22 protein-coding genes, 1 tRNA gene and 1 riboswitch are annotated in these 21202 nt (G+C 61.2%); of the genes, 7 read left to right on the top strand and 16 right to left on the bottom strand.

Annotation, left to right across the window (positions count from 1 at the left end; genetic code table 11):
* Positions 1 to 172: 172 nt before the first annotated feature.
* Both SLW75_RS14690 and SLW75_RS14685 read left to right on the top strand, forming a co-directional pair.
* Entirely contained in the window at positions 173 to 403 is a 231-nt protein-coding gene (locus SLW75_RS14690; protein WP_065992324.1) for a hypothetical protein, read from the top strand.
* Positions 404 to 759: 356 nt separating this feature from the next.
* Complete coding sequence (locus tag SLW75_RS14685) at positions 760 to 1203, top strand: DUF2442 domain-containing protein (protein WP_410928524.1); 444 nt, start codon at positions 760 to 762, stop codon at positions 1201 to 1203.
* 3 nt (positions 1204 to 1206) lie between these two features.
* On the opposite strand, the gene SLW75_RS14680 is transcribed toward SLW75_RS14685, so the two are convergent.
* Positions 1207 to 2241 (bottom strand): DUF4917 family protein, encoded by a 1035-nt coding sequence (locus SLW75_RS14680; protein ID WP_065992328.1) that lies wholly within the window; start codon positions 2239 to 2241, stop codon positions 1207 to 1209.
* 210 nt (positions 2242 to 2451) lie between these two features.
* Here SLW75_RS14680 and SLW75_RS14675 point away from each other — a divergent pair, with 210 nt between their 5' ends.
* Complete coding sequence (locus tag SLW75_RS14675; RefSeq protein ID WP_065992330.1) at positions 2452 to 2649, top strand: SPOR domain-containing protein; 198 nt, start codon at positions 2452 to 2454, stop codon at positions 2647 to 2649.
* 92 nt (positions 2650 to 2741) lie between these two features.
* Here the strand turns inward: SLW75_RS14675 and SLW75_RS14670 are convergent, their stop codons facing one another.
* Complete coding sequence (locus tag SLW75_RS14670; protein WP_279615269.1) at positions 2742 to 2867, bottom strand: hypothetical protein; 126 nt, start codon at positions 2865 to 2867, stop codon at positions 2742 to 2744.
* Positions 2868 to 2906: 39 nt separating this feature from the next.
* Between SLW75_RS14670 and SLW75_RS14665 the strand changes: the two genes are divergently transcribed.
* Complete coding sequence (locus SLW75_RS14665; protein ID WP_065992331.1) at positions 2907 to 3383, top strand: hemerythrin domain-containing protein; 477 nt, start codon at positions 2907 to 2909, stop codon at positions 3381 to 3383.
* A 104-nt stretch (positions 3384 to 3487) separates the two neighbouring features.
* On the opposite strand, the gene SLW75_RS14660 is transcribed toward SLW75_RS14665, so the two are convergent.
* Positions 3488 to 3895 (bottom strand): type II toxin-antitoxin system HicB family antitoxin, encoded by a 408-nt coding sequence (locus tag SLW75_RS14660; RefSeq protein WP_065992332.1) that lies wholly within the window; start codon positions 3893 to 3895, stop codon positions 3488 to 3490.
* A 37-nt stretch (positions 3896 to 3932) separates the two neighbouring features.
* Complete coding sequence (locus SLW75_RS14655) at positions 3933 to 4112, bottom strand: type II toxin-antitoxin system HicA family toxin (RefSeq protein WP_083233249.1); 180 nt, start codon at positions 4110 to 4112, stop codon at positions 3933 to 3935.
* 531 nt (positions 4113 to 4643) lie between these two features.
* Here SLW75_RS14655 and SLW75_RS14650 point away from each other — a divergent pair.
* A complete protein-coding gene (locus SLW75_RS14650; RefSeq protein WP_410934796.1) occupies positions 4644 to 5411 on the top strand; it encodes an alpha/beta fold hydrolase in 768 nt (255 codons plus the stop codon).
* A gap of 56 nt (positions 5412 to 5467) precedes the next feature.
* Here SLW75_RS14650 and SLW75_RS14645 read toward each other — a convergent pair whose 3' ends face one another.
* Positions 5468 to 6277, bottom strand: coding sequence for an EAL domain-containing protein (locus tag SLW75_RS14645; RefSeq protein WP_192135253.1), 810 nt, complete (start codon positions 6275 to 6277; stop codon positions 5468 to 5470).
* Here SLW75_RS14645 and SLW75_RS14640 point away from each other — a divergent pair.
* Entirely contained in the window at positions 6272 to 6412 is a 141-nt protein-coding gene (locus SLW75_RS14640; protein ID WP_167355829.1) for a hypothetical protein, read from the top strand. The genes SLW75_RS14645 and SLW75_RS14640 overlap by 6 nt on opposite strands.
* 99 nt (positions 6413 to 6511) lie before the next feature.
* On the opposite strand, the gene SLW75_RS14635 is transcribed toward SLW75_RS14640, so the two are convergent.
* From SLW75_RS14635 to SLW75_RS14585, 11 genes are all read right to left on the bottom strand, one after another.
* A tRNA-Gly gene (locus SLW75_RS14635) sits at positions 6512 to 6585 on the bottom strand.
* Between the two features lie 184 nt (positions 6586 to 6769).
* Positions 6770 to 7654: an alpha/beta fold hydrolase gene (locus tag SLW75_RS14630; protein WP_410934795.1), complete on the bottom strand. Its 885-nt coding sequence runs from the start codon at positions 7652 to 7654 to the stop codon at positions 6770 to 6772.
* 83 nt (positions 7655 to 7737) lie between these two features.
* Positions 7738 to 8430 carry a pseudouridine synthase gene (locus SLW75_RS14625; RefSeq protein ID WP_410934794.1) on the bottom strand — a complete coding sequence of 231 codons (693 nt, stop codon included), beginning with the start codon at positions 8428 to 8430 and terminating at the stop codon, positions 7738 to 7740.
* Positions 8420 to 8638 carry a cysteine-rich CWC family protein gene (locus SLW75_RS14620; protein WP_108122281.1) on the bottom strand — a complete coding sequence of 73 codons (219 nt, stop codon included), beginning with the start codon at positions 8636 to 8638 and terminating at the stop codon, positions 8420 to 8422. The genes SLW75_RS14625 and SLW75_RS14620 overlap by 11 nt, the downstream gene beginning before the upstream one ends.
* A gap of 82 nt (positions 8639 to 8720) precedes the next feature.
* Positions 8721 to 12137, bottom strand: a complete 3417-nt coding sequence (locus SLW75_RS14615) for a dermonecrotic toxin domain-containing protein (RefSeq protein ID WP_410934793.1) — start codon at positions 12135 to 12137, stop codon at positions 8721 to 8723.
* Positions 12138 to 12265: 128 nt separating this feature from the next.
* Positions 12266 to 15955: an urea carboxylase gene (gene uca / locus SLW75_RS14610; protein ID WP_410934792.1), complete on the bottom strand. Its 3690-nt coding sequence runs from the start codon at positions 15953 to 15955 to the stop codon at positions 12266 to 12268.
* A 128-nt stretch (positions 15956 to 16083) separates the two neighbouring features.
* The gene (locus tag SLW75_RS14605) at positions 16084 to 16719 is read right to left on the bottom strand and encodes an urea amidolyase associated protein UAAP2 (RefSeq protein WP_192135243.1); all 636 of its coding nucleotides are present in this window, start codon (positions 16717 to 16719) and stop codon (positions 16084 to 16086) included.
* A gap of 11 nt (positions 16720 to 16730) precedes the next feature.
* Positions 16731 to 17456 (bottom strand): urea amidolyase associated protein UAAP1, encoded by a 726-nt coding sequence (locus SLW75_RS14600; protein WP_410934791.1) that lies wholly within the window; start codon positions 17454 to 17456, stop codon positions 16731 to 16733.
* Between the two features lie 12 nt (positions 17457 to 17468).
* On the bottom strand, positions 17469 to 18233 hold the full coding sequence (locus SLW75_RS14595; protein ID WP_410934790.1) for an ABC transporter ATP-binding protein: 765 nt from the start codon (positions 18231 to 18233) through the stop codon (positions 17469 to 17471).
* The gene (locus SLW75_RS14590; RefSeq protein WP_065992408.1) at positions 18230 to 19045 is read right to left on the bottom strand and encodes an ABC transporter permease; all 816 of its coding nucleotides are present in this window, start codon (positions 19043 to 19045) and stop codon (positions 18230 to 18232) included. Before SLW75_RS14590 ends, SLW75_RS14595 begins: the two co-directional genes overlap by 4 nt.
* An 18-nt stretch (positions 19046 to 19063) precedes the next feature.
* Positions 19064 to 20131, bottom strand: a complete 1068-nt coding sequence (locus SLW75_RS14585; protein ID WP_296313874.1) for a putative urea ABC transporter substrate-binding protein — start codon at positions 20129 to 20131, stop codon at positions 19064 to 19066.
* A 58-nt stretch (positions 20132 to 20189) separates the two neighbouring features.
* Positions 20190 to 20292, bottom strand: a riboswitch (guanidine-I (ykkC/yxkD leader).
* A gap of 277 nt (positions 20293 to 20569) precedes the next feature.
* Here SLW75_RS14585 and SLW75_RS14580 point away from each other — a divergent pair.
* Positions 20570 to 21145 carry a hypothetical protein gene (locus SLW75_RS14580; protein WP_410934789.1) on the top strand — a complete coding sequence of 192 codons (576 nt, stop codon included), beginning with the start codon at positions 20570 to 20572 and terminating at the stop codon, positions 21143 to 21145.
* Positions 21146 to 21202: the final 57 nt, after the last annotated feature.

The following is a 21202-nucleotide window of genomic DNA, read 5'->3' as shown; positions in this document are numbered from 1 at the left end:
CCAGTGGGACGGGCTTTAGCCGGGAAGGGGGCGAGGGGGGAAATGCCGTTTTCGAGGATTTTGCGGCTGCGCGATGAATCGTTCCAAATGTTGGTGCAGAAGTTGAATGCAATGTTGCTGCAACAGTTAGAAGGTCAAATTGATGCCGTCGAATTCAGCCAGGAGAACCATCGTGTCGGTTATCGGAAAATGGGCGTTGCAGGGTGTCGTGGTATTCCTTTTCGCATGGCTGGCGACGGTGGCCGCTCAATGGTCGGGCAGCGTCGTGCACACGACGAGCAGCGACCGACTCGCCGCCCTCAGCAGCATGCGCCTGACCACCGAATCGGTCGCCACCAGCATCAATAAACAGACCCAAGGTGGGGCAGTGGTGGTGGGGTCGTTGTCGGAAGGTAACGAATAAAGGGCAGCGGCTGGGAAGATTGGAAGCGGTAAGCGGCTGGAGGACCGGACCTGAAAGGTCCGGTTCTTGTTTTTCCGTGCAGAGTTTGTCCTGGGGAAAAAATTTCTCTAGTATCCCGCCATGGCTACCGTACATAACAATCGCAACTGGAAGATCAAAATCTATCCGGACGACCACGCCCCACCCCATTTCCACGTCCAGACCCTGGCGGGGAGTCGCTCGTGCAAATTGATGGCTTAAGGGTCTTAGGCAAGGGCGCTGAGGGGAAGGCGCTGAAAGAAGCGCTGCAGTGGGCCAGGAGTCATACCCGAGACTTATGGCGGATCTGGTATGAGCAGAATCGGAGGACTTGAGACATGACCAGCAAATTACGCATCGCCGCTGCGCAACCTGTCGCGAACAGCCGCTCATTGATACTCGACTGGAACAACGGCAAGCGTCATACCGTAGATTTATCCGCCTACATCGACCAATTTGAAGCGCTGACGCCGCTGAAGGATGAAACGCTATTCGGCCAAGTGACTTTGGGTGACTGGGGGTTTGACGTTTCGTGGGGCAATGACATCGAGCTGGCTGCGTCGACGCTTCACCGGCTGGCGTTGGAGCAGGCCGGTGAAGTCATGCCGACGCGAGACTTCAAACAATGGATGGAGAAGAACAACCTTTCTCTCTCGGCAGCGGCCATCGAGCTGGGCTTTACGCGTCGAACCATTACTGCTTATAGCAGCGGTGCTGCACTTATCCCCAAGCACGTAGCTTTGGCCTGTCGGGGTTGGGAATATGAGCATTCACCGCGCTAACCCTCAGCTCTTCTTCAACTCCAGCGCTTCCTTCAATCGCGCCACCGGCACGGCCAGTGTCGGATCGCCCAGCGGGTGGGTGGTGGCGTTGAAAAATGTCAGCTCGATGTTCTGCCCTTCAAACAGTTCGCTGTAGCGGCGTTTCTGGTGCTGGATGAAGGCGTCACTGCGCGGCAGCACCGAGATGGCGATGGATTTGGGGCGGGCCTGGAGAATGGCGTTCAGGATGTGTCGATCCTGCTTGCCCAGCGAGTGGCCGAAGACGCACAGCGCGCCCTGATGCTGCGCCAGTTGGGCGTGGCAAAACGACAGATAGTCCGAGCCGCGAATGATCTTCATCTTTTCGTCGCTGCGGCCCTCGCAGACAAACAGCGGCACATCCTCCAGCGCGTTGATCGCGAAACTGCCCAGCAGCGTGCTTTCCGAGGACATCAGCTTGCGCGCCGTACCGTCGAAATTCTTCACCAGGTGCATGCCGCCGTGCAGATACAAGACGCGGGTGGCGTGGCTGTCGGTGCGGTGCAGGTTGAACATCGCATCGTCGTCGAACAGATCATCGAATGGCTGCGCGCCATGCATCGCCGCCCAGTACGCCAGCAGGTCGTAGTTGGTGGAATACACCGTCTGGTAGCGGCTCAGGGCGTCGCTGATCCTGGCGATGGTGGCCGCTTCCATCAGCCGCCACGGGATATGCGCCGAGCGGATGCCGTGAATCAGGGCTTCCTTGATCGCAAAATAGCGGTTGCGTGGCGATGACGAACCAATCGTCAGCGCTGCATTGACCCGCATGGCGACTTTCAAGCCGCTGAGCACCGGCTCGAAATTTTCCGTTTCCATGGATTTGAACAGCGCCAGCTCGGTGGCGCTCAGGGGTTTGTTGCGCGTGGTCTGCGCCAGCTCGAACAGCGAGTCATAGGCGAAGTTCTTCCATACGGCAAGACTGGCGCCGTTGCCCAGCAGCAGTCCCGAGCAGGGAGTGGCGGCTTGCAGGGTGTTCCAGTCGGCCAGTTCGGCATCAAAATCCGTGAATTCCATCATCTCGCTTCGCTTTCAGGTGAGCAGGTACTGACCGGACGCCAGAACGGAGGGGACTTATAGAAACCCAGGTCGGCGTTGTCAACGCAGCATCCCGGCTTCGAGCATTCTTGGCAGGGCACCGCTGGTCTCGGTAACGTCTATAGAGTGAATGGCGGGTGTAAGGTTTTATCCGACAACCCACAACACTCTCTTGAATGAGGGGAGATCGCCATGCATACCGCAATGCTCAGCAAGACGCATTTCAACGGCTACGATGTGATCAACGTGAACAACGGTCCTTGGCGGGTCTGCACCCATCACGATCGACTAGGCTCGTTCTCCACTCGCGAAGAAGCCATGGCGTTCGCGGCTTCCCTGCCGGCTTATCAAGAGCGGACGGCGTTGGCGCCTGCGACTAAAGCGCACTAATAACGCTGTTTATCGCTAGTTGAGCTCTGGCTTTGCCGGAGCTCAATCAGGCGGATGGCAACTCGTGAACTGCACTATCCGTTCGCGAAGTTTCATGCAGGCTGCACGATTCCGTATTTCACGTCTTTTGCTAACTGTTTGATTCGTTGCGCTTTTTGATACTCCGCTTTTTCGGCACGCTCGATGCAACACTCATCACGAACCAGCAGGGTCGGCACTTAGATCGACCCGCCTACCGTGATCTAGAGGAAATCTATATGAACGCCATCGAACTGTTGAAAGCCGACCATGAACGCGTAAAGGCCATCTTGACCCAACTGAGTGAGTCCACTGAGCGCGGTGTTAAAAAGCGCACGGACTTGCTGGCCAAGCTGGAAATGGAAATCACCATCCACACCAAGATCGAAGAAGAAATTCTTTATCCGGCTTTCAAAGAGGCGGGCGGTAAAGAGCAGGACATCATGTACTACGAAGCCAAGGAAGAGCACCGCACTGTCGATGCCCTTGTGCTGCCGGACCTCAAGCAAACTGACCCTGCCACCCCGGAGTTCTCCGGTCGTGTGAAAGTGGTCAAAGAGCTGCTGGAGCACCACATCGAGGAAGAAGAGGAAGAGATGTTCCCGCAAGCTGAAAAGTTGCTGGGCGAGAAACAGCTGGAAGAGCTGGGCGCGCAGATGGAAGCGATGCGGGCCGAGTACAAGAAGTCCATGGCGTCGCCGAGCATTGCGGCGTAGGCGGTAATGGAATGAACAAGCCCGGATTTTTCCGGGCTTTTTTGTGGGTGATGGTTTTAATGTCGGTCAGCTGGGTGGAGCTTTTTCCAGCCGCCTGGCTTCGATCAAGCCTGCTGCAGCACTTTCAGTGCGGCTGATGCCAGAAATCCTGATCGGCTTTTCACTTCCGGATGATGTTTAACGTGCTCGTCGATCCGGGTGATCAGGTGGGCCGGTAAGGTAATGTTGAGTTTTTCAGCTTTTCCCAGGTATTTGGTGATGTCTATGTCCACCAGCGCCCAGATGCAGCCCTCAAAGTCAGCCTTGGTCTGATGCACGGTCACCTTCTGAGCTGAGGGAATGGCTGCGCCGTCTTCAGCCAGGATCTCAAGATGGCTTTCAATGGCTTCACGAGCCATGGCCATGGCGTCATCCAGATCGTCACCGGCTGAGAAGCAGCCAGGGATATCTGGAACCTCGACACCCCATGCGTGCTGAGCATCGCCAGGAAGAATCGCGATTGGATAGAGCACTTGGTGTTCTCCTCGGACTTGAGTGATAGCCCGTTCGTTAGAGTTGAGCTTGTCTCATGACGCTGCTTACAAGCTTGCTCAGCAGATCTTTCTTCGGATGAGGGATCGTCACCAGCCCCGTTTTTGTGGGGTGTTTGAAATGGTGATGACTGCCCTTGATCCGTACCAGATACCAACCATCAGCTTCAATGTAAGCAATCAGCTGTCGGCTATTCACATCACCTCCATGTTCGGATCTGCGGTGGTTATCATAACCACCAGTTGATTGTTGTCAAAGCGGTTAGCTACCGAGCCGCCGGGTGGTGGATTGGCATTTCAGACGCGGAGGGAGTCTGACGCACTGCACTGGGAGATTGGCGGAGCATGAGAAAGCGGATGTTTCAATCAGGTCCGGCCTTTTCCCGGCTGAAGCCTGTCCTACATTGGGATTGCATGCATTCAGCGGAGTGGCGGTGGACCTCATTGTGGGACCGGCTTTAGCCGGGAAAGCGTCAGCCGACACGCTGCAGAACTGACGACGAACACACCTGCCTCTTCCCGGCTAAAGCCAGTCCCACAAAAAAAGCGCCCGCTTTGTATACCTGTGTATCCAGACCCCTTGCCGATACGGGCTGACTGAAAGCTCCCCCCTCAGCGACACACTGCAGATACGTGCAGCGCATTCAATGATTCACAACGAAGGGCGGCGCCAGGCTTTGGCTATCCCGGGCAGATCGCCGACCATGAATGCACACTGAGGAAACACCCCATGAACAGAATCAACGCGTCATTGCTGCTAAGCGTTACGGCGGGCGCCCTGGCGCTGGGCGTTGCCAGTGCGGCGCAGGCTGCCCCGGTGAAGAACATCGTGTTGGTCCACGGCGCCTTTGTGAACGGCTCGGGATGGAAGCCGGTCTACGAGATCCTGCGCAAGGACGGGTACAACGTCTCGATCGCTGAACACCCACTGACGTCGTTCGCCGATGACGTGACGGCGGTCAAGCGCATCGTTGACCAGCAGGATGGCCCGACGATTCTGGTCGGTCACAGTTATGGCGGCGCGATCATCACGGACGTCGGCAATGACGCGCACGTCGTGGGCTTGGTGTACATCGCCGCTCACGCGCTGGATCAGGGTGAAACCGAAGCGCAGAACGGCAAATTATTTCCTAACGCCACCAAGGCGGTGAAGCAAACCGCTGACGGTTTCCTGTCCCTTGACCCGGCGTTCTACCCGGCGGATTTCGCGGCTGACCTGCCCAAGGCTCAGGCTGAGTTCGAAGCCATTTCCCAGGAGCCGACCGCTGCGTCGGTATTCACCACGCCCGCTGGGGTGCCTGCGTGGAAAACCAAACCTAGCTGGTACGCAGTGGCCGGGGCGGACCGGATCATCAACCCGGACCTTGAACGCATGTACGCCAAGCGGGCCAACAGCCACACCATCGAGATCAAAGGCGCCAGTCACTCGGTGTACCAGTCCCGTCCGCAGGAAGTGGCCGCGTTGATCGAACAGGCAGCCGCTCACGCGGCGGAGTGATGTATCGCCTTCATAACTGACCTCTACCCCAGGGTCGTCAACGATTGCTCCGGGAATCAGGCGACTTCGACAACGTCCGAGCCGCTTATCAGGTGCGACGGCATCGGCTGCAATTGCCCCACCATGGGCTTGGCAAACAGGTAGCCCTGCATCAGTTCGACGCCCAGGCCCAGCAAGGCGTCGCGCTCTTCGCAGGTCTCGATGCCTTCGGCGACCACGGTGATACCCAGACGCTTCGAAACCAACACAATCCCTTCAACAATCGCCTGACGTACACCGTCCCGGTCGATATCACGGGTGAGCGCCATGTCGATTTTCAGCACCTGTGGCTGAAACATCGCCAGCATGTTGAGGCCGGAATATCCTGATCCGAAGTCATCAATAGCGGTGGTGAAACCTTGCCGCGCGTACTCTTCAAAAATCGACTTGAGATGGTTCGGGTCTTCGACGCGCTCGCCTTCGGTGACCTCGAACATGAGCCGATCCACCGGGAAGTCGAACGTCCGAGACGCTTCAAGGGTTGCGCGAATGCAGGTTTCCGCCCGATACACCGCTTTGGGCAGGAAGTTGATACTCAGCTTGCAGTCTGGAATCGCGGGAAGGCCCAACTGGGTAGCGAGCTCGATGGCCCGCACCCGACATGCCTGATCGAACCGGTACCGGTTACCGTCGTTGACCTGACCCAGAATGAACGCAGCGGACTCGCCGTTGACACCTCGTACCAGCGCCTCGTAAGCGAAGGGCGCGCCCGTGGTGACATTGAAAATAGGCTGAAAAGCCATGGTGAAGTCGAATCCCAGCCCTTCAAGGTTTCGGCATTCAGCGCAGCCAATGGATTCGAAGGTTGCCAGGGGAATGTGTTGCATGATCGTCACTGCCTTGAGATTTGGTCGGTCGATCTGTGGATTTCGAGCGACTGGTTTCTCTGTATCGGCAGCGTCGGTGAAAACTTTGCTGCGGATTTTCAGCAGGGGATCAGCGGTAGCGAAGTCGATGCGTGAGAGGGGGCGGCCTGTCTCGGACTTTTAGAAGGCGAGGGCAAGAGGCGAGGTTGATTCTGAGAGAAGGAGGGCTGAAAGGCCCGGAAACACTGGGGGAGATGGAGCGGGTAGAGGGAATCGAACCCTCAACTAAAGCTTGGGAAGCTTTCGTTTTACCACTAAACTATACCCGCTTTTAAATCGACGCCTTTGGCGCGGCTGACTTTGTACCAGATGCTGCGTATTAATTGAAGCGTTATATGCCGCACTGACCAAATGCCACCTCGCCGACCCCTGATTCGCCTTCCAATGGTACTCCTCAAGGGTTGCAGAAGGCCCTTCCTTCCCCGTCTTCTGCTCTTGCATCTCCCAGTCCAATCACACCGCAAACGCCTGTTGCAACTGCCCCGTTCTGTAATGAACGCGGCGGGGTTCAGGCGCGGGCGTCAGAAACCCATGCAGTGCATTTTTCGATGCCAGGCATGCCGCCTTGTTCTCCATGTCCAGAAAGTGCCCGGCATCCTGAAGGGTGCTGAAGTGGCAATCGCGGATGTAGTGAGCGAAGTGCCGGGCGTCGGCAGCCGAGGTGTATTCGTCCCACGCGCCGTTCATGAACAGCACCGGCACATTGATGCGCTTCGCCGCTTTCATCTGAGGATGATTGCTCGGGTCCAACACATGATCGATGTGGTGGTGCATCTGCGCGTACTCATGCAAATCCAGAGAGCTGACGTGCTTGTGGTTGTAGCGTTTGAACAGCGAGGGCAGGTGTTTGCCCAGGGTGCTGTTGAGCAACTCCCCGACCCCGTGACGATTGTAAGTGCCGAAGTATTGCCGGCCGCGCTCGAGATAGTCGCGCAGCGGGTCGCTGATGACGGGAGAGAATGAGCTGATGACTGCCTTTTCGATTCGTTTGGGCCGGTGCGCCAGAGCGACCAGTGCCGCCGCGCCGCCCCATGAGAACGACATCAGGAGTTCGGCGTTGAAATGGTCGATCAGCTCCAGAAGCAGCTGTCCTTCAATCTCTTTGGTGGGCGGCCGTTCATGGGCATTGTGGGGTTTTGATTTACCGGCGTAGGGCGGGTCGTACAGCACGACGTTGAATTGCGGGTGAAGGTTGCGCACGGTCTGAGCGAAGGAGGTGGTCGTGGCAAGCGAGCCATTGACCAGAATGATGGTCTGCTCGGCGGCGTCTGCGCGGTACAGCTCCGTATACACCCGGAACTGGGCCTGTATATCCAGCACAGCGATTTCTGCTTTCATCTCCATGTCTCCTGACGAAAAAACGGGGTGCGCGCAGACACGTTGCACGGGTTTCGTGACAGGTAGGCAATAGGACTCAGGTTTCAGATCAACGCGATTTCATCGGCACTCAGCGTTCTGTACTGTCCGGGCTTCAGCGTGGTGTCGAGCATCAAGGGGCCCATGCTTTCGCGGTGCAGCCGGGTCACCTTGTTGTCGAAGTGGCCGAACATGCGCTTGACCTGATGGTAACGCCCTTCGACGATGCTCAACCGGGCGCGATGACTGGCAAGAATCGTCAGCGCGGCGGGCTGTGTCGTCAGGTCCTCGAACGCGAAATAAAACCCGTCAGCGAATTTCTCGATGTAATGCGCGCCGATTTCGTCTTCGGTCTCGACGTAATAGACCTTCGCCAATTTGGTGGTTGGCTGCGTCAGGCGTCGCGACCACTGGCCATCGTTGGTGATCAGCATCAGCCCGGACGTGTTGAAATCCAGGCGGCCGGCGATGTGCAGACCGTCCTTGTCCGGTTCATCGAGCAGATCGAGCACGGTGGGGTGCTGCGGATCGACGGTCGCGCTGACGCAACCCTGGGGCTTGTTCAGCATGAAGTAGCGGGCGGGTTTGCCGAGCTGAAGGACTTCGTCATCGATCCGCACCTGACTGAATTCGCGCACCTCATGCAGCGGGTTTTTGACCGGCACCCCGTCGACCTGCACACGGCCTGCGATCAGCACCAGGCGCACGTCCTTGCGGCTGAAGCGCGGCAGGTTGCTGAGGAAACGGTCAAGACGCATCGCGGCTCGCCGCTTCAAGGCCGGCACATCGCGGGCAGAGGCATGCCAGTCCACGGACCTCTTCGGGCAGAGCTGCCAATACCGCCGGATCGATCTCGGCGGTGAAACACCAGCAGGCCTGGTCCACTGTGCGCGGATCAGCCAGGGTGCAGCGGTTACCGGCGCCGCAAACCGGACAGATGCTCGTGTCGATGATGTGAGTGTCCATGTAGGGCGCCGCCTTTGAATGCCGCCAATGCTAGCGCGCCGCCCTGTCTTGCGCCATGAGCATGTGATCTCGGCCGATGCGCCTACGGGGTAATCGGCGATGGGCCCGGGGGGGCTACAAAAGAGGGGGAGCGCCCCAGCAATGATCCCACGGCAGGGCATCGGCAATGCACCAGCAGGATGTTGTCGTAATGAATTCCTTGCCGATGCAACGCCCCGAACAGGTCCTGGAGGGTCGGGTTGGTCATGCCGAACCGGTTGCGCACGGTCAGCACATCCATGGGCGTGGCAGGGAGCGGGCTGGGCAACGGCGGCTGATGACTGTTGCGCACGATCTGGCTGATGTCCCGATAACTCTCATAGTGCTCGCTCTGAAATTTCGCCAGGGTGTAGTTCTTGATGCGCCCTGGCAGCGAGGTGCCAGCCATCAGCGTGTCCCGCGCCAGCATGTCATGAAACGGCCCGACGTCCGGGCCGGGCAGCGTCTGTGTACTGTTCAGCATTGCGTAGGGCCGTACCGACTGGCTGGCAATCCGGTGCAGCATCGGGTCCACCAGTTCATGGCCGTGGGGCGCGAAGGTTCTGAGCTCCGTGCCGTTGGGGATTGCTGTCGTGCGTGTCCAGGGCAGGTAGTAGCCATGGCTGCTGACGACCAGCGTGCGGGCCTGGCTCCGGTGCGAGGTCCACAGCAGAAACTTGCGCCCCACTTTCCACACCTGAACCGCTGACGTACCGAATTCGGCGCTGCCCGCCACGCGCCATGTCTTCATCAGCGCAGTGCCGTTGAAAAACGGCTTGATCAGCGTTTTTCGTGCGTGGGTCGAGCGCCGCAGCCAGCCCCCGAAACGATGGGCAGGTGGAGCGGACTGGCCTCGCGTAAGCCCCTGTCGAAGCCCCCGCCCAAGCCCTCGGCTCAGGGCTTTAGTCGGCGCTCCCAGTTTGCGGAACGCCTTGAGCAGCCGTGGTGTGGCCGGCGCCATGTGCAACAGCCCCAGAGACAGAATGGCGAACATCACCTGCCGCCGTTCTTCCTGACGGTCGCCGGGGAGGTTGGCGGCCTGAATGCCGAGCGCGACACTTGCCGCGCTGGCTGTCAGCGCCGCAACCGAGGCCGCCGGTAGCAAGAGCGCCATCGGTGCCAGCAGCAGTTGCAGGCGATTGAGGTGTTGAAGCCAGCCGCCGAGTGCCTGCTCTCGGTCGGTGACGATGCTGTCCTCGGCGTCGTACTGGCTGTTAAGACGCAGGCCTTCACAGATGAAGCCCATAGGCGAGCCGGACAGTTCCTGCTCGTCCCATTGATGTTGCCGGGCGGCATGGGTGTCCGGGCTGTACAGCGGCTCGTTCCAGGGACGCAGGACCGAAACCGGTTCGGCCGGCGCACGAACCCCGCCCCACAGCTCGAGGATATAACCGAGCCTGACGTGAAAACGGCGCGGCATGTAACTGAGCACTGTCTCGCGCCAGGCAGGGTCGGCCGCGGCGGCAGTCAGATGGTCGATGAGCGCCTGACGACCGCTGAAAGGCACGAAGGACCTGGACTGACCGGCTTGATAAAGCACGCCGCCTTCCTGGCCTGGAGCCCTGATCATCAGCAAGCCGACGCAAGGAGGGCAGTCGGCACCGAGTGGCAGGCCGTTGCCCACGTAAAAGCCCGCAGCGCTCCAGCGTATGAGTGCTGTCCCGAAAAGTGGCGTGTCCGGCAGATGCACCTGCTGAGCCTGCTCTACAGCATCGGTGACCCTGTGGAAGCTGTCCCTTGGAAGATCGCCGTTCTTCAGGGCCAGCAGCGCCTGGCCGATGAACGTCGACCAGAGCGAACGCTCGACGTCGGCGCGTTGCTGCTGCCAGAACCGGTCGAGTTGGCGCTGCATGAGTCCGAGAAAATCGATGCCCTGAATGTAGGCCTCGACGCTGGTCGCGCTGATATTAAGCTCCGCTTCCGGCAACCACGTCCCTTTGCCGCTTGGGTCGGCATACACGACCCAGCGCCCGCCTTCGTCATCGTACCCCTGGGGTTGAAGCGCCCTGAAACGGCTCAGCAGTGCCTGACTCAGCGTGATGGGCTTTTCGTCCGGCGTGACAATCACGTTCGCCGCCGCGATTCGCGGGTGGCCCCAAGGCGTCCTCGACGTGCCGGGCAGGTAGCGGATGAACACCCGCTGCGGGTCTGTGATCAAAGTGTGGGTTTGATTCAACGGGACCGGTTTGAGCCGGGGAGACATCTGCCTGAGCCACTGGCTCATGAGCCGGTTTGCAACCCCGAGGGGCGTCGGGATTCGCGCCAGCAATGGCTCATGGTGGTGCCAGTGATCGAGGGCGCTGACCAGGGCCAGCGCTGGCTCGATGGGCATGAGCGCCGCGTGGTCGTCGTCGATGAGAGCGTCGGGCGATTCAGCCGTGTTGCTGCCGGTCAGTCGCGCAGCCCAAAAGCGTTGCTGGGCGACACGCAGTTGAGCGAACACGTCGTCCGAAGGATCCCCCAGCGTGAAGGCCGTGCGCGTGCCGTCCAGGGAAAGATTCAGCCGATGCCAGGCCGAGGCGTTGATCGCCTCCAGCACCTTGTCCGCTTTCCAGGGCGCGTCATCGCTGATGTACTCATGGCAGTGGGGCGCGCTGCCCAGCACATGCACATAGCAATGCCCCGTGGTGTTGGATCGTACATGGAAGATACCGGGGATGATCTCGCCGTTCAGCGCCAACCCGCGCACGGTCGAGCGTGCCGGTGGCCTGATCGGCTGCAGGTCCTGTAGCTGTTGCGGGAAACGGCTGAGCCCCAGTGCATCGAGCGCTAGCAGATGGCCTTCGTTATCGATGCGCTTGCGCGAATGCAAGCGGGTCAGGCCATCGAGAAACGCCAGCCTGGCGAGCATCTCCCATGTGTCGCCGTGCTGCCCCCAGAACTGACGCTGCATCTGCTCATATTCCAGTGTCCATCGGGCTTCAATGAGCAGCTCGAAAAACACGGAGACGGTCAGCGAGGGCGTCGAGGCCGACAGCGGGCGATCAGCCTCGGCGCAGCGTTGAAGGGCGAGGAGTGCGAGCGGGTTCAGCGTCTCCCGGCCCAGCTCGCGTAACGTCAGGCACAGCTCGAAACGCTCCCGACCGTCGGCCTCCACGGCTGGCTCCAGCGCAGTGTCAAAACTGGCGTGCAGCTCATCGATGTCGATTGCCGTGGCGAATCGGGCCTGCAGCGTTTCCCCCAGCCTCTGGTCCAGATGGCGGACGATTGAGGGCGGAAACCCCAGATCGAGTTGCCAGGCCTTCAGCACCCAGAAAGATCCGTACAACAATTCGGCGACCGGGCTGACGGCCTGGCGCATCAAACGTTTGTGGTTGAGCGTGTGAGGTTCAGCGGGCGCGACGGCGGCGGTCTCCAGGGATTCAACCGGATTCAATGGTTCGACGAACGGCGAAACGCTGAAATCCCCGCCATGGGGCAGGGTGTCGTTGGAAATGAGATCAAGGCCGCTCGCGGAATGAGAGCTGCTGCGGTCGTTCATGAAAAATCGCGCCACGTGGAAAGGTGACCACTATGGCGCGATGCCGGGTTGCAATGGCGGTAACTATGTATTGCGTATGCCACCGCGTTTTATGCCTGTATGAAAGCCGCAAGCCGCAACAGTGCCAGTCAGTCAACGTCCAGCACGACCACCCGTTGCCCAGCGCGGACCGCCGAGCCGGGTTGCACGCGGACGTCACTGACGACACCGGCATGGGGTGCCAGCAACGGGATCTCCATCTTCATCGACTCCAGAATCACCAGGGTTTCGCCCGCTTCGACGCGCTGACCGACGCTGACCTGCACTTGCCAGAGATTGCCGGCAATGTGGCTGTCGATACTGGTCTGCCCGTTTTGCAACGGGGCTTCTTCCGTGGATTCGGCCACCGCTTCGTCGCTTTCGAACGAGGCCTGGCCGTTGGCGATCCAGCGCTCGCGTTCAGCGTTGAACGCGCTTTGCTGCTGAGTGCGGAATGCCGCAATGCTCTGCGCTTCATCGGCCAGAAAGGCTTGGTACTCGGTCAGATTGAGCGTGCTGTGCTCGATCTGCAGCGGGTATCGACCGAGGGGGAAATCGCGGCGGATGGTCAGCAGCTCGTCGGCGCTGACCGGATAAAAACGGATCTGATCGAAAAACCGCAGCAGCCACGGTTTGCCATCGAACGCCGCCACGGCGCGATAACGGTTCCACATCTGCAACGTGCGGCCCACGAACTGATAACCGCCGGGGCCTTCCATGCCGTAGACGCACATGTACGCGCCGCCGATGCCGACGGAGTTCTCGGCGGTCCAGGTACGCGCCGGGTTGTATTTGGTGGTGACCAGCCGATGTCGGGGATCCAGCGGCGTGGCGACCGGCGCACCGAGGTAGACGTCGCCCAGCCCCATCACCAGGTAGCTGGCCTCGAAAACGGTGCGGTGCACTTCGTCGAGGTTTGGCAGGTCGTTGATGCGGCGGATGAATTCCAGGTTGCTCGGGCACCACGGCGCGTCCTTGCGCACGGTGGTCATGTACTTCTCGATGGCCAACTGACAGGCCGGGTCGTCCCACGACAACGGCAGATGAACGATGCGTGACGGCACCTCCAGATTCTTGCTGGCGCAGACCCCGTCCCACTCGCCGGCGACCACATCGAGCAGCGTCTTCAGCGGCAGTTGCTCGGGCTGGTAATGCACCTGTAGCGAACGAATGCCTGGCGTCAGGTCAATCACCCCGGTCAGCTGTTTGCTTTCCAGCGCCTGCATCAGCGCATGGCCCCGGAAGCGCAGCACCAGATCCAGCTCCGGCGCGCCGATCTCCAGCAACAGATGGGTGTCGCCGGAAAGTCGGGCGACCAGGCGGGTATCGTCCTTCCCGATGTCGAGCACAACCGGCGAGGTCAACGCTGCACCCTGTGGAATTACAGCAGGCGAGGTCAACGCTAAACCCTGTGGGAGCGAGCTTGCTCGCGAAGACTCTCTTCTAGTCGCTACATATTCATCGGATGTACCGACCTCTTCGCGAGCAAACTCCTTCCCACACAGATCAGTGTTCAGCTTCAGCCAGCGGGCCGCGTCGACACTCACCGGATAAAACCGCACCTTATCCCCGGCTTTGAGCTGCCCCAACTGCCACAAATCCGCCTCGATGATCGTCACCGGGCAGACAAACCCGCCCAGACTCGGCCCATCTGGCCCAAGAATCACCGGCATGTCCCCGGTGAAATCCACTGCGCCGATGGCATACGGATTGTCATGAATGTTCGACGGGTGCAGACCCGCTTCGCCGCCGTCGGCACGCACCCATTTCGGTTTCGGCCCGATCAGGCGCACGCCGGTACGGCTGGAGTTGAAATGCACTTCCCAATCGGTGGCGAAGAAGGTCTCGATGTAGCGCTCGGTGAAATATTCGGGAGCCGCGTGGGGGCCATAGATCACCCGGATATCTCGCACCTCCGGCAGCTCGGCGACTTGCGTCGGTTCAAGCCGTTCGCCTGCGCTGCGGTCAGACAACGGAGCAACATGTAGCACGTCCCCTGCACGCAACGCTCGCCCGCCATGCCCGCCAAACTGGCCCAGGGTGAACGTGCTCTTGCTGCCCAGATAACACGGCACGTCCAGCCCGCCCCGCACGCACAGATAACTGCGCGCACCGGCGCCAGCGATGGTGCCGAGGGCCAGCGTCGAGCCCGCCGAAACGAGCAACGATTGATTCATCGGCTGCGCGTCGCCATCCAGCGTCAGCGGAATGACCGCGCCCGTCACGGCGATGACCGCATCGGTATTGAAGCGCAGCGTCGGACCGCTCATGGTGATTTCCAGCGCGGCGCACCCTTCAGCGTTACCCACCAGAGCATTGCCCAGACGCAACGATCGGCTGTCCATCGGACCCGACGGCGGCACGCCCACTGCCCAGTAACCCAGGCGCCCCGGGTAATCCTGAACGCTGGTCTGGGTGCCGCCGCTCAGGACCTCGAACGTGTCGGCGCGATAGGTCAGCCCCTCAAGGCACCGCGTCCACGGCTGGCCGCTGGCGAACGGCACGTCCGCGATGATCTGACGCAAGTAGTCGCGATTGGTCTCGATCCCGTACAGCCGCGTCTCGCTCAATGCCTGAGCCAGGCCGTCGCTGGCGGACGCTCTGTCCGGCGCCCAGCTGATGACCTTGGCGATCATCGGATCGAAAAACGGCGGAATCTCGCACCCGGCCTCGACCCACGTGTCGATGCGCAGGTGTTGGCCGTCGGCGGCGGGGAAGTGCACCGAGGTCAGCAAGCCCGGGCTGGGCTGGAAATCCCGGCCCGGGTCTTCGGCGTACAAACGCGCCTGAATCGCGTGGCCGACGGGCTGTAGACCCGCGCGCAATTCAACGAGCGGCGGCAGATCACCGGCCGCGAGCTGAATCATCCAGCTCACCAGGTCCACGCCCCAGACCTGCTCGGTCACGCCGTGCTCGACCTGCAATCGGGTGTTCACTTCCAGAAAATAAAAGCGCTGATCGTCGCTGTCGAAGACGAACTCCACGGTGCCGGCGCTGCGATAGTTCACCGCTTTCGCCAGCTTGATCGCCGCGGCGCACAGCTCATCGGCCATGCCGGCAGGGAGGTTCGGCGCAGGGGTTTCTTCGAGGACTTTCTGATTGCGACGCTGCACCGAGCAATCGCGCACGCCGAGGGCGATCACCTCGCCACAACCGTCGCCGAACACCTGCACTTCCAGATGGCGGGCACGCTGGATGTACTTCTCGATGAACACGCCGGCGTCGCTGAAGTTGTTCTGGCCCAGGCGCTTGACGGCCTCGAACGACTCGCTCAGTTCACTGGCGCTGCGGCACACCCGCATACCGATGCCGCCGCCGCCCGCCGTGCTTTTCAGCATCACTGGGTAGCCGATGGTTTCAGCAGCGCTCAATGCAGCGTCAACGCTGTCCAGCAGCTCGGTGCCTTCGAGCATCGGCACGCCGTGCTGTTTCGCGAGGGCGCGGGCGGTATGCTTGAGGCCGAAAACCCGCAGCTGCTCAGGCGTCGGGCCGACGAAGGCGATGCCGGCGTCTTCACAGGCCTGGGCGAAGGCCGCGTTCTCTGACAGGAAACCGTAACCCGGGTGAATCGCATTGGCGCCGGTGGATTGAGCGATGGCCAGAATCTTGTCCACGGCCAGGTACGTGCCAGCAGCACCACCGTCGCCCAGGCTGTGGGCTTCGTCGGCTTGCAGGATGTGCAGGCTGGCAGCGTCCGCTTCGGCGTACACCGCGACGCCCTCGACCTGCAGGTCGCGAAGGGTGCGCAGGATGCGGCAGGCAATGGCGCCGCGGTTGGCAATCAGCAGTTTGTCGAACATGGCATAGACCCCGGGGACTGATAGCGATCAGTCCCTCACTGGGTAGCGGGCCGTCCCGCTGTGGTACGCGTTGCACGAAGGCCGTCCCTCGCGCCGAAGCCTTGAAGCCTTGAAACTGTGGTCAGCGATCAGTCCCAGACGAGCAGTTCCGCCGGGGTAGGGTTGTAGCCGTTGCACGGATTGTTGAGCTGCGGGCAGTTGGAAATCAGCACGATCACGTCCATCTCGGCGCGCAGTTCGACGTACTTGCCAGCGCCGGAAATGCCGTCTTCGAAGGTCAGCCCGCCGTCCGCCGTGACCGGCACGTTCATGAAGAAGTTGATGTTCGGGCCGATGTCGCGCTTGCCCAGCCGACCGTCATGGATGCAGGCCCGCAGGTAGCTGTCGCGGCAGCTGTGCATGTGCTTTTTTTCCAGCGCGTAACGCACGGTATTGCTCTCCTGGGCGCAGGCGCCGCCGAGGGTATCGTGGCGTCCGCAGGTGTCTTCGACGATGGTCAGCATCGGCTTGCCCAAGTTCGAATAAAGGACGCTGCCCTTGCTCAGGTAAACGTTGTTCTGCCGGCGCAGCGTCCGTTGCACGTCGTAGCGTTCGCGGGGGTTGGCGAGGCTGTAGAACAGCGTGTCGACCGCCTGATTGCCTTCGAGATCGAGCAGGCGCAGGGTTTGCCCGGCCTTTAGTTCGGTCAGTGATGGCTCGCCGGCCGGGATGTGGGTGATGGAAACGGGGGCGTTCGTGTGGTGATGAGAGTGTGCAGTGCTCATGGCAAGTCTCCTCAGGCGAACAGGCGATCGGTATTGATGAAGCCACGCACGTTTTCTTCGCGGGACGTGCGGCAGTGTTCGGCGACGCTGGGGTCGGCCTTCATCCAGCTCAGCTGGACCGGGTGCGGTGCGTACTCGGGGTTGGGGTCCATCGGGTGTTGCAGGGCGGTCATGACCACCAGCGTGTCCATCGGCGCGTACAACTCGATGCTGTCGCCCGCTCTGGAGTTGCCAGGAACGAAGGTCAGGGCGCCGTGAGCGTCCACGTTGACGCGGCTGAACAGGTTCAGCGTCATCAACAGGTCGGAAAGCCCCAGGCCCCACTTGCCCATTTCCACCAGCAGGTTGTCGGCGCCGTTGCGGAAGAAGCCGTTGCGCAGTTCCTGATAGCGGCCCTGGCCGTATTTCTCGGTGACCTCTTCGGCGCACAGCACGCCGCCGATGCTGTCGCTCCAGCCGCAGGTGTCGGCGGTGATCGCCGCCAGCACGCGGCCCATATCCGAATACAGGCAGTGGCCGCTGGTGAGCTTGGCGGTGTGTTGGCACTTGAGGCTGTCGGGCAGGTTCAGGCGCTCGGTTTTTTCATGGGCATTGAACATCGTCAGGCTGACGTTGGCGTTGCCGTTCAGGTCAGTCAGGCGCAGCAGTTCGCCGCGTTTGAGCACGAACGACAGGTGGCCGCCGCCGGGCAGCAGCTCTTCGGCAAAGACGGGAAACAGTGTGGTTGAGTCAGTCATGGGCAATGTCCTTCAAGCCGTTTTCAGCGAATCGAGCGCCACCCGGGCGGCGCGACGATCGCTGTTCAGGGGAATGTCGTAAGTGATGCGCGCGCCATAGGCGCCGGGGGCGTGGGGGTCGAGGCGCACCTTGTCGAACACCAGCAGGCGGGTGCCGAGGTTGAAGCCTTCGGACAGGTCGTGGGTGACCATGAACACCGTCAGCTTGGTTTCGCGCCACAGCTCCAGCAGCAGCGCGTGCATGTCCTTGCGGATGCCGGGATCTAGGGCGCCGAAAGGCTCGTCGAGCAGCAGCACCCGAGGCTTCATGATCAGCGCCTGGGCGATGGCCAGACGCTGCTGCATGCCGCCCGACAATTGCGTCGGGTACTTGTCCAGCGCGTGATCGAGGCCGACCTTGTGTAACAGCGCCGCCGCCTGCTCGCGGGCGTCGCGCTTGGCGGCACCGAACAGCCGCCCGAGCAACGCCGAGCGCGGCAACTCCAGGCCCAGCGCGACGTTGTCCAGCACCGACAGGTGCGGGAACACCGAATAGCGCTGAAACACCACGCCACGGGTCGAATCCGGCTCCTTCGCCAGCGGTTGGCCATCCAGCAGGATCGTGCCTTTGCTGGCGACTTCCTGGCCCAGCAGCAGGCGCAGGAACGTCGATTTGCCGCAGCCCGACGCGCCCACCAGTGTGCAGAACTCGCCTTCGGCAATGCTCAGGTTCAGGCCTTCGAGCACCACCTGATCGCCGTATTGCTGCCAGACGTTTTTGACCGAAATGAAGCTCATGGGCGCGCCCCCTCGTACCACGGGAACGCCTTGCGCGTGAGCGCTTTCAGGCCCCAGTCCATCAGCCAGGCGAGGAGGGTGATCCACACCACGTAGGGCAGAATCATGTCCATCGCCAGATAGCGCCGCACCAGAAAGATCCGGTAACCCAGACCGTCAGTGGAGGCGATGGCTTCGGCCGCGATCAGAAACAGCCACGCCGACCCCAGCACCAGCCGCAGCGAGATCAACAGGCGCGGCAGCAGCTGCGGCAGCACCACCCGCAGGATCAGCGTCCAGGTCGAGGCGCCCAGGGTCTGCGCCTTGATCAGCAGTTCGACCGGAATCTCCCGGGCGCGCTGCTCCAGATCACGGGCCAGCACCGGCGTGATGCCGATGACGATGAGCATCACCTTCGACAGCTCGCCCAGACCGAAGACGATGAACAGGATCGGCAGAATCGCCAGCGGCGGCACCATCGAGAGCACGGTCAGTAACGGCGACAGCGGCGCGCTGAACAACGGCAGCACCCCCGACGCGATGCCCAGGCACAACCCGACAATGGCGCTGATCGCCAGGCCGATCGCGAGGCGCTGCAGACTGGCCCCGGTGTCCTGCCAGAGGATGTATTCGCCGGTGCGTTGATCGGGCACGAACGCCACCCGTTTGATCGCATCGGTCATCTGCACGGCGCTGGGCAGCAGCTTGTCGTTGGGGTTTTCCGTCAGCCGCGTCGCCGAGCCCGTGAAATAGGCGAACAGCAACAGGGCGAACGGCAGGAGCACCAGGATCAATCGACTGGCGCGATCCGGGCGGCGGTTTATCAAACGCATGGCAAAGACCTTTGGTGTTTACAACGTGCCGTCGGCAGCCATCTGCACGTAGCTCGGGTCGAAGTGCAGCTTGAGGTTGGCCTTGTCGCCTTCGGTCACGCCGCCTGCGAAGGTCATGCCGACCGCGCTGGCGTCTCTGGCGCCTTCGCCAAGCAAACCGTGTTCGAAGGAGAAGTCAGCGACCCTGCGCATGGTCGCCGGCAGTTGCTTGCTGGTGGCGAATTCAAGCGCTTCCTTGGGCGTGGCGAACAGCTTGGTGGTGTCCAGTTGCGACTGGAACCCTGCCAGATCGGTGCCCGACGCCTGGGCCATGTGCTCCAGCGCGGCTTTCGATTCAGCGGATTTGGCGTTCATCAGCGCCACCACTTCAAACCACGCGCCGGTCAGGGCTTTGCCCAGTGCCGGGTTGTCTTTCAGGGTCTGGGTGTTGACCACCATCATGTCCATGATCTCGCCGGGGATCTTGCTGGAGTCGAACACTTCGGTGACGCCGGGCTTGGCCTTGATCTCCGAAAGCATCGGGTTCCAGGTGGTGACGGCCTTGACCTCGCTGGTGTTGAAAGCGGCGGCGATGTCGGCGTCAGAGGTGTTGACGACTTTCAGGTCTTTCTCGGTCAGGTTCGCCGAATCCAGCGCGCGGGCAAGCAGATAGTGGGACACCGACAGCTCGACCAGATTGACGTCCATGCCCTTGAGGTCGGTGACTTTCTTGCCGTCGCCCTTGATGACGATGCCGTCGTTGCCGTTGGAGAAGTCGCTGACCACCAGCGCCGTGCTTTCAACGCCACCGGCGGCGGGAATGGTGAGGGCGTCCATGTTGGTCATGGTGCAGCCATCGAACTGGCCGGCGGTGTACTGGTTGATGGATTCGACGTAGTCGTTGAGCTGGGTGACTTTGATGTGGATGCCGTACTTCTTGGCCCACTTGTCGACGATGCCTTGAGTCCCTGCGTATTCCCATGGCATCCAGCCGGCGTAAATGGTCCAGCAGACGTCGAAATCTTTTTTCGGGGCGGCGGTGGCCGAGAGGCTCAATGCTGCGAAGACGCCTGCGGTGAGCAGACTGAACAGACGGGACTTTTGCATGGGTGTCTCCAGTAGCGAAAAGGGACGGTCAGGAGCACGGCGACACCACTGGTGTCCTGTCTCCCGGGCTTTTATCCCGCCGTGTAACCTCTACTGGAGGTCGCCAACTCTCGGACCAGCCACTCGCTGAAAGGCGAGCCGGAACCCTAGTCGGCTATTGCAAATTGTGGTGCCGTGAACCTGAGATGACTCCTGCACCCGATCATTAAAGCGAGAGTTGTGCCAAGTCCCGCAAACCCTTGTGGCGCCTGAGTCGGGCAGGCGCAGGTCGTTTCAGGGCGGGCGAGACGTGCACTGATGCAGGGCGCCGTCTGGCGCCTGGGTGCCGCGTTGGGGCACTAGGTCCGCAATTCGCAGTCTCAGTTAACGTTCTCGGCAGTTTCGGGAACGCCGACCAGCGCCGCTGGTTCGAGCTCTACCGCGGTCCGGGAGGCCGCCATGTATCGACGATTGCTTACCGCTTTGATGACGCTGTCCCTTGCAGGTTGTTACGGAGGTTATTACGAATCAGAAAGCTATACGCAGCCGATCTATAGCAGTAGCTACAGCAGCGGCTACGTGTACGACAGTTATCGCCCGGTCGCCCCGGTGTATTCCGGCGGGGCGGTGTATTACTCCTCGCCCCGTTACTACTCGGCGCCCCGCTACTATGCACCGCCACCGCGCTATTACGCGCCTCCACCCCGTTATTACGGGCCTGGATACGGAGGTGGTCGTCCCGGATACGGGGGGCGTCCCGGTTATGGCGGTGGCAATTGGAACGGTGGAGGGGGTGGGTACCATGGCGGGGGTGGCTATAACGGTGGCGGCAACGGCTATCGTCCACCGCCCCCAGGTCCGAGACCCGGCGGCGGCAATGGCCCCGGCCCAGGCGGCGGTTGGCATGGCAATCCTGGCGGCGGCGGTGGTGGCGGCGGCCCGCGTCCCGGCTTTGGCCCCGGGGGAGGCGGCCACCGAGGAGACGGCGGCTTCGGCCGTGGCGGCCACGGCGGACCGGGCGGCGGCAACCGCTGAGTCACAACAAAACGGCGCTCCGAGGAGCGCCGTTTTTTATGGGATGAATCTCACGGT

The sequence above is a fragment of the Pseudomonas sp. W5-01 genome (genome assembly GCF_046540435.1).
Classification (GTDB): Bacteria; Pseudomonadota; Gammaproteobacteria; order Pseudomonadales; family Pseudomonadaceae; genus Aquipseudomonas; species Aquipseudomonas graminis_B.
Note: the sequence above shows the minus strand (reverse complement) of the source record. Positions and strands in the feature narration are given on the sequence as shown.

Bases quoted from the DNA above. Each gene is read 5' to 3' on its own strand.
- SLW75_RS14650 (WP_410934796.1), top strand. From the start codon at position 4,644: ATGAACAGAATCAACGCGTCATTGCTGCTAAGCGTTACGGCGGGCGCC.
- SLW75_RS14685 (WP_410928524.1), top strand. From the start codon at position 760: ATGACCAGCAAATTACGCATCGCCGCTGCGCAACCTGTCGCGAACAGC.
- SLW75_RS14615 (WP_410934793.1), bottom strand. From the start codon at position 12,137: ATGAACGACCGCAGCAGCTCTCATTCCGCGAGCGGCCTTGATCTCATT.
- SLW75_RS14625 (WP_410934794.1), bottom strand. From the start codon at position 8,430: ATGCGTCTTGACCGTTTCCTCAGCAACCTGCCGCGCTTCAGCCGCAAG.
- SLW75_RS14595 (WP_410934790.1), bottom strand. From the start codon at position 18,233: ATGAGCTTCATTTCGGTCAAAAACGTCTGGCAGCAATACGGCGATCAG.
- SLW75_RS14620 (WP_108122281.1), bottom strand. From the start codon at position 8,638: ATGGACACTCACATCATCGACACGAGCATCTGTCCGGTTTGCGGCGCC.
- SLW75_RS14645 (WP_192135253.1), bottom strand. From the start codon at position 6,277: ATGCAACACATTCCCCTGGCAACCTTCGAATCCATTGGCTGCGCTGAA.
- SLW75_RS14675 (WP_065992330.1), top strand. From the start codon at position 2,452: ATGCATACCGCAATGCTCAGCAAGACGCATTTCAACGGCTACGATGTG.
- uca (WP_410934792.1), bottom strand. From the start codon at position 15,955: ATGTTCGACAAACTGCTGATTGCCAACCGCGGCGCCATTGCCTGCCGC.
- SLW75_RS14585 (WP_296313874.1), bottom strand. From the start codon at position 20,131: ATGCAAAAGTCCCGTCTGTTCAGTCTGCTCACCGCAGGCGTCTTCGCA.
- SLW75_RS14605 (WP_192135243.1), bottom strand. From the start codon at position 16,719: ATGAGCACTGCACACTCTCATCACCACACGAACGCCCCCGTTTCCATC.
- SLW75_RS14600 (WP_410934791.1), bottom strand. From the start codon at position 17,456: ATGACTGACTCAACCACACTGTTTCCCGTCTTTGCCGAAGAGCTGCTG.
- SLW75_RS14580 (WP_410934789.1), top strand. From the start codon at position 20,570: ATGTATCGACGATTGCTTACCGCTTTGATGACGCTGTCCCTTGCAGGT.
- SLW75_RS14680 (WP_065992328.1), bottom strand. From the start codon at position 2,241: ATGATGGAATTCACGGATTTTGATGCCGAACTGGCCGACTGGAACACC.
- SLW75_RS14630 (WP_410934795.1), bottom strand. From the start codon at position 7,654: ATGAAAGCAGAAATCGCTGTGCTGGATATACAGGCCCAGTTCCGGGTG.
- SLW75_RS14665 (WP_065992331.1), top strand. From the start codon at position 2,907: ATGAACGCCATCGAACTGTTGAAAGCCGACCATGAACGCGTAAAGGCC.
- SLW75_RS14590 (WP_065992408.1), bottom strand. From the start codon at position 19,045: ATGCGTTTGATAAACCGCCGCCCGGATCGCGCCAGTCGATTGATCCTG.